This window comes from Acinetobacter sp. YH1901141, from assembly GCF_013416935.1.
In the GTDB taxonomy this organism is placed as follows: Bacteria; Pseudomonadota; Gammaproteobacteria; order Pseudomonadales; family Moraxellaceae; genus Acinetobacter; species Acinetobacter towneri.
Map to the genome: position 1 here is coordinate 163,833 of NZ_VPEY01000003.1, position 15,288 is coordinate 179,120.

Sequence of the window (15,288 nt, forward strand, 5' to 3'; positions counted from 1 at the left end):
TATTATTTTCTATCAAGTCAAATTGTTGTTATTCAATCGCGGAATAGCTTCTGTTTCAACAGTATTTATGAAATTATCCACAACAGCTTTGTCATTTTGTAGTAAAAATTACGGCTTAGCTTGAATTTTCCGCTTAAACCTGTATACCTTTAAACTTCTAACTGCAATATTTCGTTTTGGATTTCTACAGTGACCCAAAGACTTGATCAAATCACCCCATCAATGACAACCAACACAACAACAGCAGCGCAAGATGAACAACAACCGCTTCTCAGCTCTGCCTTTGAACAAAGCGAAATACAAACGACTTTAGAAAATACACGACTCAAAGCAACACAACTAACCCATATTCCAAATTACGATAACATTCCCGCTTCGACCCGACGCATTAAACCGCTGAATAATTTTTTAGGACAAGATCGGGCACGCGCTTCGGTGGAAGCAGGTATTTCCCTGCCATATTCTGGCTACAATATTTTTGCAGTGGGTACGGCGGGATTGGGCAAACGTACCATGGTCAAGCGTTTGCTGCAGCAACATGCCAAGAGCATGCCCACACCGAATGACTGGGTTTATGTCAATAATTTCAAACACCCGCGCCAACCGATTGCCTTGCAACTGCCTGCAGGTCAAGCGCCTAAATTTCAAAGTTTGTTACATCAAACTTGGCAAACTATTTTAAAGCAACTCGAACGTCGCTTTACCGCAGAAACCTATCACAACCGCATTGAAATGATTCGTCAGCAAGCGGGTGATGAACAGCAACAAGCCTTAATTGAGCTGACCAGTGAAGGTGAAGAACTCGATTTAAAACTGATTGCGCAGGAAGATGAACATTGCTTTGTACCCGTGCATCTGAAAAATGACAAAATGCAGGAAATGTCTAAGGAAGATATTAACGCCTTGGACAGCAAAACCCGTGCAGAAATTGCGTCCAATATTCGTTATATGAATAAAAAACTGGAGCGTTTGGGTTTGCATTTAGGCGATTTAGAAGATGACGCACGTGACAAAGTACAAGACCTGAACCGTGATATTGCCAAACAAGTGGTAATGCCACGCATTGATATTATTCACAATAAATATCCTAGTGTCGAAGGTTTGACTGAATATTTACAATACTATGCCGAAGATATTATTAATAATGTCGAGTTTGTTTTAGAACAGGAAGAAGATGATTTCCGTCCTGGCACCTTTAGCCGTATTCCTGCGCGCTACCAAGCCAATATTATTGTGACGCACAAACCCAACAGCGGTGTACCTGTTATTTTTGAAGATTTTCCAACCCATTACAATTTATTGGGGCATGTAGAACAACTCACGCAAAACGGCACCATTACCACTGACTTCACCTTAATTCGTGCAGGTAGCTTACATAAAGCCAATGGCGGCTTTTTGATGCTCGAAGCAGAGCAGTTACTGGAACAGCCTTATGCATGGCAAGGACTGAAACGCGCTTTAAAATCGGGGCAATTGAAACTTTCATCTTTGGAACACATGCTAACTTTAACAGGCAGCATTTCAATTGAACCACAAGCCATTCCACTAAATATTAAAGTGATTTTACTGGCAGAGCCTGAAATTTATTATGAAATTTTAGAGCTAGAACCCGAACTTGGCAGCGTGTTTAAAATCCGTGCCGACTTTACCGATACATTACAACGTAATGACGAAAACGAGCAGGCATATATGCAGCTGATTGCCGACTATGTGCAATCTGACAAATTATTACCATTTGACCGTTCTGCTTTGGCAGCTTTACTTACTGACTCAAGTCGTCAAGCTGAAGATCAAAGCTCACTCTCCTTACATGCCCTCACCTTGGGGGATTTAATTCGTGAATCGCATCACCATGCGGCACAGGCGGGCGATAAAACGGTTTCCGAACAGCATATCAATACCGCACTGGATCATCGCAAATATCGCTTAGGCTATTTAAGAGAACTGTACTGGCAAGATTTATCACGCGGTACGCAGTTAATAGAAACTCGCGGACATCGTTTAGGGCAAATTAATGCCCTGTCGGTCATTCACTATGCCGATGTCGAGTTTGGCTTACCTTCGCGCTTAACCGCCTCAGTCTATCAAGGCGGCGGCGATATTTTAGATATTGAACGCAGTGTTGAACTTGGCGGTTCTTTACATGCCAAAGGCGTGTTGTTGATGGCCAGTTTCCTCAAAGCACATTTTGGCCGTGAGCAAATTTTACATTTTTCTGCTGCCCTTGCCTTTGAGCAAAGTTATGGTCAGGTTGATGGTGACAGTGCAACAGTGGCAGAGCTTTCTGCTTTGATTTCTGCAATCAGCCAACTACCTATTGACCAATCTTGGGCCATTACAGGCTCCATGAACCAACTTGGTCAAGTACAGCCAATTGGTGGCGTGAATGCAAAAATTGAAGGTTTCTTTGATGCCTGCAAACTGCAAGGTTTAACTGGCAAGCAAGGCGTGATTATTCCACGTCAAAATATGCAGCACCTTATGTTGCGTAAAGATGTGATTGAAGCGGTAGAACAAGGTCAGTTCCACATTCACGCCATTGATACCATTGACCAAGCCTTAGAAATTTTAATGGCGCGTCCTGTGGGTAAACTCACTAAAAAAGGACGTTACAGTAAAGGTTCAATTTACGCTGCAGTGATGGAACAACTTGAGTATTGGCAAGCCATTGAAGATGGTGCTGAAATTGAAGAAGAGCCAAAGAAAAAGAAAAAGTCCAAGAAAGAAAAGGACAAAAAAGACCCAGAGAAAAAGGAAAAAGCGCAAAAAGCCAAGAAAAAACAGAAATCGGCTGAACCATCTGATGCGGCAACTTCTGATGAAGTCACTGCTGAGTCGGCTGAAACTGCTGAACTTGCAACTGAAAGTACTGCGGTAAACTAAGTGCAGTGATTCAAATCAGCTATTCAAGTGAATTCCAGATATAAAAAAAGCGCCAAGGCGCTTTTTTTATATCAACTTTTTTGTATGGATGACTTTGGTCTAGTGTGACCCAAGTCCAATACTTTAAGCTTCAGGTGCTGGGCTGTATTGCTCAACTAAAGGCTTTAACTCACCTTTCTGGAACATATCCAACATAATATCGCTACCACCAATCAACTCACCGTTAATCCACAATTGTGGGAAAGTTGGCCAGTTGGCAATTTTTGGCAAAGTGGTACGAATATCCTGATTTTCTAAAATATTCACATAAGCAAAAGGACGACCAATTTGACTGAGTGCTTCTACTGCGCGCGCAGAAAAACCGCATTGTGGAAATTGTGGTGTGCCTTTCATGTAAAGAAGAACAGCATGTTTAGCAATTTGTTCACGAATTAACGCTTCGGTATCGCGTACTTGTTCAGTCATTGGTAAATCCTCAACTCATCTGTGTGGCATTATACCCAAAACCGAGCAAAACAGTACGTCTAAAGCAATAAATCCAATTTTATTTACAATTAGGCTTTTCATCTGCAGTAGATTTTGCTTATATAAGTTTTTCCCTCCAACCTAACAGATAAGAGTTAGTCATGAATAACATTACCCTTGCTCCTGTGCAAACTGATCAACCATCACATTTGATGCCTGTATTTGGCCGTCAGCCGATCAGCTTTGTCCGCGGTCGAGGTTCTTATCTTTATACTGAAGATGGCACAGAATATTTAGATGCACTTACAGGCATTGCCGTATGTGGTTTAGGTCACGCACACCCTGCAATTACCGAAGCCATTGCAGATCAGGCGGCTACCTTAATTCACACCAGTAACTTGTTTGAAGTGCCGTGGCAGACTGCTGCTGCACAAAAATTGGCGCAAGTTGCTGGCATGGAAGAAGTGTTTTTTTCAAACAGTGGCGCAGAGTCTAACGAAGGTGCAATTAAAATTGCACGTAAATTCGGTCATATGCAAGGCGTAGCCAATCCTAAAATTATTGTGGCCGATCATTCTTTCCATGGTCGTACCTTGGCAACCCTATCTGCAACAGGCAATAAAAAAGTTCAGGAAGGTTTTGCACCTTTGGTTGAAGGTTTTATTCGTGTGCCTTTTGGTGATGTCGAAGCCATTGAAGAAGCTGCGATTCAGTATCCTGATATTGTAGCTATTTTAGTCGAGCCGATTCAGGGTGAAGGCGGTGTGAATACTGCACCACAAGGTTTTAGTTACCTAGAAGATATCCGTCGCATATGCAATCAACACAACTGGCTGATGATGCTAGATGAAGTGCAAACAGGAAATGGTCGTACAGGTAAATTCTTTGCTTATCAACACACCAATATTGTGCCTGACGTTCTGACTACTGCCAAAGGTTTGGGCAACGGTTTCCCAATTGGTGCGGTGATGACACAAGGTCGCGGTGTGGGCGTTCTTACCGCAGGAAATCATGGTTCCACCTATAGCGGTACTGCGCTTGGTTCACGTGTCGTTTATACCGTGATTGACACCATCCAGAAAGAAAACTTGGTAGAAAATGCAGCAAAAATGGGCGGCTATATTGTGGAACAATTGCGTCAACAATTAGCAGACCAAAATGTAAGCGTGCGTGGTTTTGGTTTGATGATTGGTATTGAACTACCAAAACCATGTGCAGAATTGGTTGATATTGCCCGCGATGAATACAAAATGATTATTAACGTAACTGCAGGTTCTGTGGTGCGTTTATTACCAACTTTAAATATTACTCAAGCCCAGGCAGATCAATTGATTGAACGCCTTGTAGCAATGATTAAAAAATTCTTGGGTTAAATAAATCCCTAACAAAAAGCCGCAGTTTGAACTGCGGCTTTTTGCTAACTAAATGGTCGATCAGTATATTATCAACATTCAATTAAGATGCTTCTTGAAACACTCGCCCACCCGGCAATTGAGAAAAATATTGTTTTAAAGCTTCCAAACAGCGATGTACTTTCATCGGTTGCTGTTCGTGCTTAGAAATGATTGCATACAAAGTAAATGCGGGTAATTTCCACTCAGGCAAAATTTCAACCAAACTGCCATTAAGCAAATCTTTTTGAATATCCAAATGCAAAATTCGCGCAAGCCCATGCCCTTGCATACACAAAGATTTAGACACCAACACATTATTGGTCGATAGACGCGAGCCCAACTCTACATCCACATTTTCAGCAGTGCTGATATGCTTAAAATTGAGTTGCTGAAAATTCTTCATAATGGTCAATGGAATTAACTCATGATGTTTTAAATCTTCAGGACGTGAAATGGGCGCGGTTTGATTTAAATAACTAGGTGATGCGACTAAAACTTGGTCAATATGTGCAATAGGAATCACATGCTGGTTTTGATCTTCAATTATTGGACTCATACGCAGCGCAATATCAATACGACCATCAATCAGGTCAATGTATTGATTGTCGGTTTCTAGATGTACAGACAAGCCACGATGGGCAGACAGCCAATGAGAAAGTGCGGGAATCACATGGTTCGCGGCTAATTCTGGAGTGGTGGCAATTCTTAAATCACCGACCAAATCATCTCTTAACTCATTAATGCGTATTTTACCACGCTCAGCAGCGGCGAGCATTTCTTGACAACTGTGGAAAAAAGCTTGTCCTGCTTCAGTCAAACTCAGTTTTCTAGTAGAACGATGCAGAAGCGTGACTTCCATATCTTGTTCTAGTGAACGGATTTGCTGACTGACGGCGCTGGTGGTGATCCCTAAATCACGTGCTGCACCGCTAAACGAGCTTTTTTCAACAACACAAGCAAATACACCCATTGCTCGAAGTTGATCTAACATAAATTCCCTCTGAAATTATAATCGTTGCCCTCATCTATCGATAAAAGCAACTTATTGTATTATACGGTGAAATTTATGCTTTGTATTCGTGATATTTAATTTATTGGTAAAACATTAGTTGGATTGATTGGCTTGCCATCTAGACGTACCTGAAACTCCAACATGGTACGTGTTGCACCAGAAGAGCCCATTTCTGCAATTTTTTGACCCGCTGTTACGTTTTGACCACTGCTCACATTCATCTTACTGTTATGTGCATAGGCGGTGATATAACCATCAATGTGCTTGATTAAAATCAAGTTTCCATATTCTTTTAAGCCATCTGCAGCATAAACCACCTGCCCATCTGCTGCGGCATAAATTGGGTCACCTACATTGCCACCGTAACGAATTCCTTTGATATTACTTGCCAAATTAAACTGTGCAATCACAGCACCTTGAGATGGTTTCACCCAGCGCAATGTGCTGCTACGCACCGGTGTACTTGGTGTTGTTGAGCTAGTGGTCGTGGTTGTAGTCGATGTTACCGGTGCAGGTGTCGTTGGTAAAGTGACTGTTTGACGTTGAATTGGTGCAGCCTGCGTTACAGGGCGAGTGCTTGTTGTACGTGGTGCATTGCCCGCTTTCAAACGAATCGACTGCCCGACATAAATACGATACGGCGGTGCAATATCATTCATTTCTGCAATGCTGAGATAGCTCAAACCATAACGTGCAGCGATACCACTTAAAGTATCACCTGAACGTACAGTATAAAAATTCGGCGCTGTTGCATAACGTGCAGAATTATTCACTTGAGGTTTAGAGGCACAACCACTCAACACGACGGTAGCCACAACAGCACTTGATAACACTAAGGTTTTCAACAATGCTGTTGGTGTGCTAAATAAACGATACTGAAACACCACAGGCATTCTTTCCTCTCTACAAATTCTAAATATTTTCTATTGCGCTAAGAGTAGCAAAAAAGTCCTTGTAATGAGGCTTACAAGCTACTTTTTCACAAAGTTATAACATTAGTTAGCCAATTTGGGAAAATTGACTGTGCAATGATTGCAAAACGTCATAATTGGTGGCATCCATCTGAATTGGTGTCACGCTGACATAGCCATTTGCTACCGCAAAAAAATCAGACTCAATTTCAGTTAAGCCTTTTTTCGGTGCAGCCACTGCCTCGCCCGACAAACCAATCCAATACACTTGACGCCCTCGTGGATCGACCTGACTAGTAATTGGCTTAGATTGGGTACGCTGTCCTTGATAGGTAATTTTTGTGCCCTGCAACACTGGCACATCTGGAATATTCACATTAAAAATATGTCGTGCAGGTAAACTTGGTAAACCTTGAGCAATAAAGTCATGTACCCACTGCGCTGCCTGCATATAATCTTGCGGATGCTGATAAGCACGTACATTATGCCCTGCAAGTGATACCGCAATCGCAGGCTGTTTCATCAAACGTCCTTCAAATGCCGCACCGACTGTGCCTGAGTACAGTACATCATCCCCTAGATTTGCACCGCTGTTAATGCCGCTGACCACCAAATCAAATTCGAAATCGAACAATCCATTCATCGACAAATAGACACAGTCTGCAGGTGTACCATTCACTGCCCAGACATCTTCAGCAATTTGCACAGGACGTAATGGTCGGTCTAAAGTCAGCGCACTCGAAAAACCACTGCGTTCACTTTCGGGTGCAACAATCACCACGCGACCCAAAGGTTTTAAGGCTTTCGCCAAAGCTTGGATACCAGGTGCAAACACGCCATCATCATTGGCTATCAAAATATTCACAGAAAAATCTCAGATAAAACAAATATAAAGGTTATATACTAAAATATAGCAACGTCGGTTCAATCTTAAACTTGTTTGTGCCTGATTCATGCCTAAGCACATTTAATAAGCACACGACAACAAAATGACTGATCAGCACATTTCATTGAAATATACAAAAGATTATATATATTTAGCGCTTAACATCCATCCAAAAATATATGTGATTCTCATGATTTTAGCTTTGTCATTTCGTCGTTTATTGGGTCTAGGTTTTGCTGCTGTATTAACGCAGTCTGTAATTGCAGAAGATTTGACTGCAGCAGAAGCCAATACGATTGTGAAAGAAGATGTTGCAGCGGCACAAGTCATGACTGAAATGTGCCCTGCACTGATTGGAAAAAATGCAAAATTAGATGCCAATATTCAAGCACTGATTCAAACTTATCTACAAGATTATTCAGAATCGAACATGACGCTTGCCAAACTACAAGCCGACGCAGAATATCAATCCGTTTTAGCTGAAGCGCGTGAAGCAGCAAAAGATACAGCCAAAGAAGAGCAAAAAGTAGTGTGTCAGGAAGCTTTAGAATTAGCACTTTAAATCACATGATTTAAATACTATTTTGAGCCTGTAAATAATTTTGCATACTCACCCTTTAAGGCAAACTTTCAAAGTTTGCCTTAAATTTTATGCTTAGTTTTTATATCTGGTATTTTTCCACTATTATTTTACGCTTTATATCAAGCCACTGATTTTCAAATTTCAGACTTTAATCTTCACTTTTTATACATGATTTGCGCTCAGATCACACAGCTTTAATACATTTTCACTCTTTCAATTCGCAAATAAATGATTCATCTTATAAGCACTTAAATGAATCGGTAGATTCAGTTCAAACAATATTTAAGGTACTTGATATGCAATTTTCTGGCTTAAAAAATTCACGTGCAGTTCATTTTTTTGGCGCAGTTGCGCTCAGTTTGGGTTTAAGTCAAGCCGCAATTGCGCAAGAAGAAAATATTGAAGTGACGCCATTACAACAAGTGACTCAGCAAGAATTAGCCGCTATTTATGTGTTATCTGAAGTTTGCCCTTCACTAGTCAAAGAACAAGATCAATTTCATCAGGGTTATACAAAACTTGCCCAAGAATATATGCCTAAAGAAAAAGACGCTGTTACTGCCTTAAGTAAACTCAGCAAACAAAAAAGCTTCCAGCCAATTTTAAAAGAAGCCCGTGCCGATGCCAAAGCTGCTGGAACAGCCAAAAACCAAGCAATTTGCCAAGAATTGACAGCATATAGCAGATAATACAATTTGGTTACAATACTTTTATCAATAAGCCGATTTCTCCCATAGAAGTCGGCTGAGCTTTGCCCTAAAATGCTAGCTCTTTTGTGCATACCTCAAGTATTGGAACCTCTTAGAATGACCCCAAAAAGCGCCCTTGCTGCATTATTACTATTACCAAGCTTTTCTTATGCAGCAACTGTCTTAGCTACACCACCAGAACTCAATAACAAATCATACGTTTTGATGGATTATGAGACGGGACAAATTTTAGCTTCAAAAAATGAAAACGAAAAACTCGCCCCTGCCTCAATGACCAAAATGATGACTAGTTTCATCATTGAACAAAAGTTATTAAAAGGCGAACTCACGGAAGATGAACAAGTCCGCATGAATGAGTCTGCATGGTGTCGTGGCAGCAGCACAGAATCATGTATGTATGTTCCTTTAAATGGCACAGCAACCGTACTTGAAATGCTACGCGGAATTATCGTGCAATCGGGCAACGATGCATCTAAAGCCATGGCAGAGCACATTGCAGGTAATGAAGGCACATTCGTTCACATGATGAATGAAGAAGCCAAACGTATTGGCATGAGCAATACCCAGTTTATGAACTCTACGGGTATGCCTGCTGAAGGTCACTTTTCTACCGCAAAAGATATGGCGACTTTAGCGCAGCACATCATCCATGACAGCTCAAAATACTACCCAATTTATTCTGAAAAAGAGTTTTCTTTTAATGGAATTAAACAAGGCAACCGTAATGCCCTGTTATATACCGACCCAAGCGTGGATGGTTTAAAAACAGGTCATACCAACGAAGCGGGTTACTGCTTAACCACTTCATCTAAACGTGGCCCAATGCGTTTAATTTCGGTGATTTTTGGTGCGCCAACCATGCAAGCTCGTGCAACTCAAACTCGTGAATTGTTAGCTTGGGGTTATGCAAACTACGAAACTGTACGTGTACAGCCTGCCAACCAAGTCTTAGCTAAAGCAAAAGTATGGTACGGTAAAAGCAAAGAAGCACAAATTGGTTTGCCAGAAAACTTTAACGTGACCATGCCAAAAGGCAAAGCCAACCAAATTAAAACTCAATTGGTGGTTCAACCTAAATTGACTGCTCCTTTGAAAAAAGGTCAAGTGATTGGTAAATATGTCGCAACCTTAGATGGTAAAGTGATTGCTGAAAAACCATTGGTGGCGTTGCAGGAAGTGGAAGAAGCGGGTTTCTTTGCACGTATGCTAGACCATATCAAACAATTCTTTAGCAACTTATTCTAAGATTCATAAGCTTAGACTAAAGCGCAAAGCACACATGCCCGCATGTGTGCTTTTTTATTTTATACTGTCCTCAATCCTAAATTTATAAGCTAAAGATTTGTCCATCATGAAAAAAAATGTGCGTGCTTATTTAGAGCAAACCCCAAAAATTGACGCAAGCTGTTATGTAGATGAATTGTCGGTGGTGATTGGTGATGTGCATTTGGCCGCAAATGTATCGGTTTGGCCATTTGCCGTGATTCGTGGTGATGTTAACCATATTCGGATTGGTCAAAATTCCAATGTGCAAGATCATGCCATGCTGCATGTTAGCCATAAAAAAGCCGACAAACCTGAAGGTTCACCGCTGATTATTGGCGAAGATGTCACAGTTGGACATGGTGTGACCTTACACGGCTGCACCATTGGCAATCGGGTGTTATTGGGCATCAACACAATTGTTTTGGATGATGTCATTATTGAAGATGATGTAATGATTGGCGCAGGGTCTTTAGTGCCACCGCGTAAGCGTTTGGAAAGTGGCTATTTGTACGTGGGTAGCCCTGTGCAAAAAGTTCGTCCTTTAACCGACAAGGAAAAAGAGTTTTTGCCTTATTCTGCACGGCACTATGTAAAAGTGGCGGGGAATTATCAATAATCCACCCCTCAAAGTTCTTTTTGATTGTTGTAATTTGAGGGATTACACGTTCTGCACCGTTAATTTTAAACTCAGTGTATGAATGACATGATTAATCTTATCAAATCGAGAGGCTGAATCTTGACTTAGAGTTTTATACAAAGCTTTACGGTCAATATCTGCCTCTTTTTCTATTTGTGCAATAGCTTTGACTTTGGCAACAACACCTAGCGCAAATGAGATCACATCCAGCATCACCAAATGAATCAAAGAACAAAGTACCCCTCACATCTTCCCACAACTACACAAACCTACATTTACAGTTTTAAAGAAATCCCCTTTCAACATAGCCACATCCCCCTAAATTTTGTAGAATATGCGTTTTACCCCATGGTGCTTTTCAATGACCGCTTGGACTGCTCACGTTACTGTCGCCACCGTTATCGAAAAAAACGGAAAATTCCTGTTTGTTGAAGAACATACAGAAGGTGTGACGCATAGCGTGTTTAATCAGCCTGCAGGGCATGTTGAAGCTGGCGAAAGCTTAATTGAAGCAGCAATACGTGAAACCATGGAAGAAACTGGGCATCGGGTGAAAATTAATGCCTTACTCGGTATTTATAGCTATACTCCGCCTATGTTTCCTGACCGCACCTATTATCGCTTCTGCTTTCTAGCCGAATCGCTGCAACATGATGCGCAAGCCCAGCTCGATCCCGATATTATTGGTACAGTATGGATGTCTGCAGACGAACTGGCTGAATCAGCACGTGCCCGAAGTCCGTTGGTACTGAAAGCGGTTCAAGATGCGCTCAGTGGTCAATCTTATCCTTTATCGCTCATTTACGAGCACCAAAATTCTCCCCTTATTTCTAGTTTGGATGCCTAATCCTATGCAACAACGTGTCATCGTCGGTATGTCAGGTGGTGTAGATTCATCTGTTTCTGCTGCACTTCTACTTCAACAAGGTTATCAGGTTGAAGGGCTTTTCATGAAAAACTGGGAAGAAGATGACGGCACTGAATATTGCACCGCGATGGAAGATCTTGCCGATGCGCAAGCGGTGTGCGACAAGCTAGGCATTAAGTTGCATACAGCCAACTTTGCGATGGAATATTGGGATCGGGTTTTTGAGCATTTTCTTGCCGAATATGCCGCAGGACGCACGCCAAACCCAGATATTTTATGCAATAAAGAAATTAAGTTCCGTGCCTTTTTAGATCACGCCATGAATTTAGGCGCAGATTTTATCGCCACAGGTCACTACGCTCGTCGTGGTGGAACGCAGTACAACTCCAAAGGTGAAGCATACGCTCCACTGTTACGTGGTTTAGATAAAAATAAAGATCAAACCTATTTCTTACATGCAGTGCATGGTCGTGAAATCAATAAAACCTTGTTCCCTGTGGGCGAAATTGAAAAGCCGCAAGTCCGAAAAATTGCCGAAGAACTAGATTTAGTCACTGCCAAGAAAAAAGACTCGACAGGGATTTGCTTTATTGGTGAACGTCGCTTTAATGATTTCTTAAAACAATATTTGCCTGCTCAAGCTGGAAAAATTGTTTTAGACGATGGCAAAGAGGTTGGTGAACATCACGGCTTAATGTACTATACGCTCGGTCAGCGTGGCGGGATTGGTATTGGCGGCTTAAAAGGTGTTGCTGAAGGTGCATGGTTTGTCCTGCATAAAGATATTGAAAACAATCGTTTAGTGATTGGTCAAGGTCATGAACATCCACTCATGCAAAGCACTATTTTATGGAGCGAAGCAATTGATTGGGTGGCAGGTGAACAAGAAATTCCAGCGTCAGGCTTCCGTTGTACTTGTCGCACTCGCTATCGCCAAGATGATCAGGACTGTGTAATTTTCAATGATGACAGCATGCCTGGCGGTGTACGTGTGGAATTTGATGAGCCACAACGTGCAGTCACTCCTGGTCAAAGTGTCGTATTCTATTCAGGCGAAGTGTGTTTAGGTGGTGGTGTGATTCACCATACCAATGCACCTAAACCCGATTTTATTTAAGGATTGTTTTGGATGACAGAGTTACCGTTTCAACAGTCACCAACTCTGAATGTTCGCCAAAATCGTGCCTTGGCGTTAGCGGGTGTGTTTCAAGCCACCCAGCTCACGCACATGACTGCACTCACAGGCAGACAAAGTATTGGTGAAAGCGGTAACTTTTATTTTGAGCAATTGATTAAAGCCAGTTTAAATATCCGTCCAAGTAGCAACCACAGTTCGCAAACTTTGGATTTTTTTAATCATTTGGCCGATATTTCTTTGGGTTTAAAAACGCTAGAAAGCAGCATCAACCAACCTTTTAATACTGCTCCTAAATCGCGTTTACCTAAACTATCCAATACCAAACTACCCATGTCGTATGCGATGGCACTCTTACAATTAGAAAAGAAAGTGTATAGCAATCCTAAATACGTCGAAATTATTGAGCAGTCACAGCAAAAAATCTTAAAACAACTTTCATTTTTTGATCATAACTATTTGCATCCCAGTATTATTGCCAATTTAGCCCAAACTTATGTCGATACTGCGGGACAAATTAACCCGCGCATTATGGTACGTGGCAATGCAGAAGCATTTAAGGATTCTGCACATACCAACCGAATTCGAGCTTCGCTTTTTACAGGCTTACAAATGGCACACCTTTGGCGTCAACTTGGTGGCAGTTCATGGGGCATGGTATTTAGCAAACGTAAATTATTACGTGATATTCAAGATCTGGCGCGTTTACAGTATCAGGTGGTTTAAACCATGCTGAACACGCTTTTGTTTTAGGTTTAATTCCAAAGTTTAAGGAATCGATATGAACGCTTTAACCGCACTTTCTCCATTAGATGGGCGCTATGCAAGCAAATGTGATGCACTCCGCCCTTTCCTCTCTGAGTTTGGTTTAATCCATGCTCGTGTGACTGTTGAAGTGCGTTGGTTACAAGCGCTTGCCAATCGTCCTGAAATTACCGAAGTACCTGCTTTCAGTGCTGCAACGAATGCTGCATTAGATGCAATTGTTGCAGATTTCTCTGAAGATGATGCCAACCGCATTAAAGAAATTGAACGCACCACCAACCATGACGTAAAAGCAGTTGAATATTTCTTAAAAGAAAAAATTGCCAACATTGATGAGTTAAAAAATGCAGGTGAGTTCATTCACTTTGCTTGTACTTCAGAAGACATCAACAACTTGTCACATGCTTTAATGCTTAAAAATGGTCGTGAAGTATTGGTTGCAGCGATGCAGCAAATCATTGATTCGATTGTTGCATTGGCAGAAAAACACGCAGATCAACCAATGTTGTCACGTACTCACGGTCAAACTGCAAGCCCAACAACTTTGGGTAAAGAAATGGCAAACGTGGCATATCGTCTTGCACGTCAAATCAAACAGTTCAAGCAAGTTGAGCTTTTGGGCAAAATCAATGGTGCAGTAGGTAACTACAACGCTCACCTTTCTGCATACCCAGAAATCAACTGGCCTGCACATTCTCAAGCATTTGTAGAGTCTTTAGGTTTAAGCTTTAACCCATACACGACTCAAATTGAGCCACACGACTATATGGCAGAATTGTTTGATGCGCTACGTCGTTTCAACACCATTCTAATCGACTTCAACCGTGACGTTTGGGGCTACATCTCACTTGGTTTCTTCAAGCAAAAACTGAAAGAAGGTGAAGTTGGTTCTTCAACCATGCCGCACAAAGTAAACCCAATTGACTTTGAAAACTCTGAAGGTAACTTGGGTATCGCCAATGCAGTCTTGGCTCACTTAGGCGAAAAATTACCAATCTCTCGCTGGCAACGTGACTTAACTGACTCGACTGTATTGCGTAATATGGGTGTTGGTTTTGCACAAAGCTTGATCGCATTTGAAGCTTGCTCTAAAGGTATTGGCAAACTTGAATTGAACGCACAACGTATTCTTGAAGATTTAGACAATGCTCAAGAAGTATTGGCTGAGCCAATTCAAACTGTGATGCGTCGTTATAACATCGAAAAACCATACGAAAAATTAAAAGCTCTTACACGTGGTCAAGCTATGACACGTGACATGATGCTAGATTTCGTGAATGGTAATGAGTTGGAAGGCGTTCCTGCAGCAGATCGCGCACGTTTAGCGACAATGACGCCTGCAACTTACACAGGTAATGCAGCTGAACAAGCAAAACAAATTCAAGATTTAATTGCTAAAATCTAATTTGTAAAAGCATTCATCACAATACAAAAATGCGAAGCTTCGGCTTCGCATTTTTATTAGAATAACCCCAGTTACGGATAAGCCAAAGATTTAATCACATGAATTTTAGGCTTATTCTTTTGGCAAAGTTGATACGCACATAGTGAAGAAAATACGCCTGCTAAAAAACCAGCAATCGAACGATGTTTACTCGTAACTAAGTGATATTTTTCTTTCAATAATCCTATCAATGTTTCAATTCTTTTACGTTGTCGTAGATGAAATTCATCAGAAAATGGCAATAAGGTCACTCTCATATTTTTTCTTGGATAAGTAATTAAATCAATGCCTTGCTCTTTAAGTGTTTCTTTCAATGGTTGGCTAATGTA

The 15,288-nt window shown here is 41.4% G+C and carries 16 protein-coding genes; 10 read left to right on the forward strand and 6 right to left on the reverse strand.

Going from position 1 to position 15,288, the window contains the following annotated elements; genetic code table 11:
- The first annotated feature begins 189 nt into the window (after positions 1-189).
- Positions 190-2,883 carry a Lon protease family protein gene (locus FTV52_RS03315; protein ID WP_179989877.1) on the forward strand — a complete coding sequence of 898 codons (2,694 nt, stop codon included), beginning with the start codon at positions 190-192 and terminating at the stop codon, positions 2,881-2,883.
- 123 nt (positions 2,884-3,006) lie between these two features.
- On the opposite strand, the gene grxD is transcribed toward FTV52_RS03315, so the two are convergent.
- Positions 3,007-3,348 (reverse strand): Grx4 family monothiol glutaredoxin, encoded by a 342-nt coding sequence (gene grxD / locus FTV52_RS03320; protein ID WP_019837647.1) that lies wholly within the window; start codon positions 3,346-3,348, stop codon positions 3,007-3,009.
- Between the two features lie 161 nt (positions 3,349-3,509).
- Between grxD and FTV52_RS03325 the strand changes: the two genes are divergently transcribed.
- Entirely contained in the window at positions 3,510-4,721 is a 1,212-nt protein-coding gene (locus FTV52_RS03325; RefSeq protein ID WP_096901074.1) for an aspartate aminotransferase family protein, read from the forward strand.
- Between the two features lie 82 nt (positions 4,722-4,803).
- Here FTV52_RS03325 and FTV52_RS03330 read toward each other — a convergent pair whose 3' ends face one another.
- From FTV52_RS03330 to surE, 3 genes are all read right to left on the reverse strand, one after another.
- A complete protein-coding gene (locus FTV52_RS03330; protein WP_179989879.1) occupies positions 4,804-5,733 on the reverse strand; it encodes a LysR family transcriptional regulator in 930 nt (309 codons plus the stop codon).
- 95 nt (positions 5,734-5,828) lie between these two features.
- Positions 5,829-6,647: a peptidoglycan DD-metalloendopeptidase family protein gene (locus FTV52_RS03335; RefSeq protein ID WP_104851774.1), complete on the reverse strand. Its 819-nt coding sequence runs from the start codon at positions 6,645-6,647 to the stop codon at positions 5,829-5,831.
- Between the two features lie 106 nt (positions 6,648-6,753).
- Positions 6,754-7,530, reverse strand: coding sequence for a 5'/3'-nucleotidase SurE (surE, locus tag FTV52_RS03340; RefSeq protein ID WP_096901077.1), 777 nt, complete (start codon positions 7,528-7,530; stop codon positions 6,754-6,756).
- A 211-nt stretch (positions 7,531-7,741) separates the two neighbouring features.
- On the opposite strand from surE, the gene FTV52_RS03345 reads away from it, so the two are divergent.
- From FTV52_RS03345 to FTV52_RS03360, 4 genes are all read left to right on the forward strand, one after another.
- A complete protein-coding gene (locus tag FTV52_RS03345; RefSeq protein ID WP_026438310.1) occupies positions 7,742-8,113 on the forward strand; it encodes an MCR_0457 family protein in 372 nt (123 codons plus the stop codon).
- 317 nt (positions 8,114-8,430) lie between these two features.
- Entirely contained in the window at positions 8,431-8,823 is a 393-nt protein-coding gene (locus FTV52_RS03350; RefSeq protein ID WP_004971644.1) for an MCR_0457 family protein, read from the forward strand.
- Positions 8,824-8,940: 117 nt separating this feature from the next.
- Positions 8,941-10,089 carry a D-alanyl-D-alanine carboxypeptidase PBP5/6 gene (dacC, locus tag FTV52_RS03355; protein ID WP_004971646.1) on the forward strand — a complete coding sequence of 383 codons (1,149 nt, stop codon included), beginning with the start codon at positions 8,941-8,943 and terminating at the stop codon, positions 10,087-10,089.
- Positions 10,090-10,195: 106 nt separating this feature from the next.
- Positions 10,196-10,726 (forward strand): gamma carbonic anhydrase family protein, encoded by a 531-nt coding sequence (locus tag FTV52_RS03360; RefSeq protein WP_004971648.1) that lies wholly within the window; start codon positions 10,196-10,198, stop codon positions 10,724-10,726.
- 42 nt (positions 10,727-10,768) lie between these two features.
- Here the strand turns inward: FTV52_RS03360 and FTV52_RS03365 are convergent, their stop codons facing one another.
- On the reverse strand, positions 10,769-10,975 hold the full coding sequence (locus tag FTV52_RS03365; RefSeq protein WP_104851773.1) for a DNA-binding protein: 207 nt from the start codon (positions 10,973-10,975) through the stop codon (positions 10,769-10,771).
- 133 nt (positions 10,976-11,108) lie between these two features.
- Between FTV52_RS03365 and FTV52_RS03370 the strand changes: the two genes are divergently transcribed.
- From FTV52_RS03370 to purB, 4 genes are read left to right on the forward strand one after another with little or no spacing between them, the layout of a single operon-like run.
- Positions 11,109-11,594 carry an NUDIX hydrolase gene (locus FTV52_RS03370; RefSeq protein WP_096901080.1) on the forward strand — a complete coding sequence of 162 codons (486 nt, stop codon included), beginning with the start codon at positions 11,109-11,111 and terminating at the stop codon, positions 11,592-11,594.
- A gap of 4 nt (positions 11,595-11,598) precedes the next feature.
- Positions 11,599-12,732 (forward strand): tRNA 2-thiouridine(34) synthase MnmA, encoded by a 1,134-nt coding sequence (gene mnmA / locus FTV52_RS03375; RefSeq protein WP_004971657.1) that lies wholly within the window; start codon positions 11,599-11,601, stop codon positions 12,730-12,732.
- A gap of 12 nt (positions 12,733-12,744) precedes the next feature.
- Positions 12,745-13,476, forward strand: coding sequence for a high frequency lysogenization protein HflD (hflD, locus tag FTV52_RS03380; RefSeq protein WP_004971659.1), 732 nt, complete (start codon positions 12,745-12,747; stop codon positions 13,474-13,476).
- Between the two features lie 55 nt (positions 13,477-13,531).
- The gene (gene purB, locus FTV52_RS03385) at positions 13,532-14,920 is read left to right on the forward strand and encodes an adenylosuccinate lyase (protein ID WP_004971661.1); all 1,389 of its coding nucleotides are present in this window, start codon (positions 13,532-13,534) and stop codon (positions 14,918-14,920) included.
- 71 nt (positions 14,921-14,991) lie between these two features.
- On the opposite strand, the gene FTV52_RS03390 is transcribed toward purB, so the two are convergent.
- Positions 14,992-15,288, reverse strand: a 297-nt coding sequence (locus tag FTV52_RS03390; RefSeq protein ID WP_026438422.1) for a transposase, incomplete at its 5' end; no start/stop codon positions are given.